Raw genomic sequence first — 510 nt, forward strand, 5'->3', positions numbered from 1 at the left:
AGCGCGAAGTCGAGCACGCGCACCCAGTAGTTGCCACCGGCATAGCCGACGAGCACGGGCGCGAAGACCGCGGCGATCAGGAAGAACGCCAGGCCACGATAGGCCTTGCGCGTGGCCGCCGCCGCAGAGATCTGCGTGGCGCCGCCGTTGGAGGTTTGCACGGGTTGATTCATGGTATCGATCCTCCCCGCTCAAGCACGATCGGCCACGCGTTCGCCGAGCAGGCCGCTCGGACGGAACACCAGCACCACGATCAGCACGACGAAAGCAAACACGTCCTGGTAGTTGCTGCCGAAGACGCCACCGGTCAGATCGCCGATGTAGCCGGCGCCCAACGCTTCGATGAGGCCGAGCAGCACGCCGCCGACCATGGCGCCCTGCAGGTTGCCGATGCCGCCGAGCACTGCCGCCGTGAACGCCTTCATGCCGGGAATGAAGCCCATGTAGAAGTGGACGTTGCCGTAGTTCGACGCCATCATCACGCCGGCGAGCGCCGCGAGGCCGCCACCG

The 510-nt window shown here is 66.7% G+C and carries 1 pseudogene; it reads right to left on the reverse strand.

The features are described from left to right. Positions 1 to 191: 191 nt before the first annotated feature. Positions 192 to 510: pseudogene (locus W930_RS0125135) on the reverse strand (branched-chain amino acid ABC transporter permease); the annotation flags it as partial.

Source organism: Pandoraea sp. E26, from assembly GCF_000681415.1.
GTDB classification, from domain to species: domain Bacteria; phylum Pseudomonadota; class Gammaproteobacteria; order Burkholderiales; family Burkholderiaceae; genus Pandoraea; species Pandoraea pnomenusa.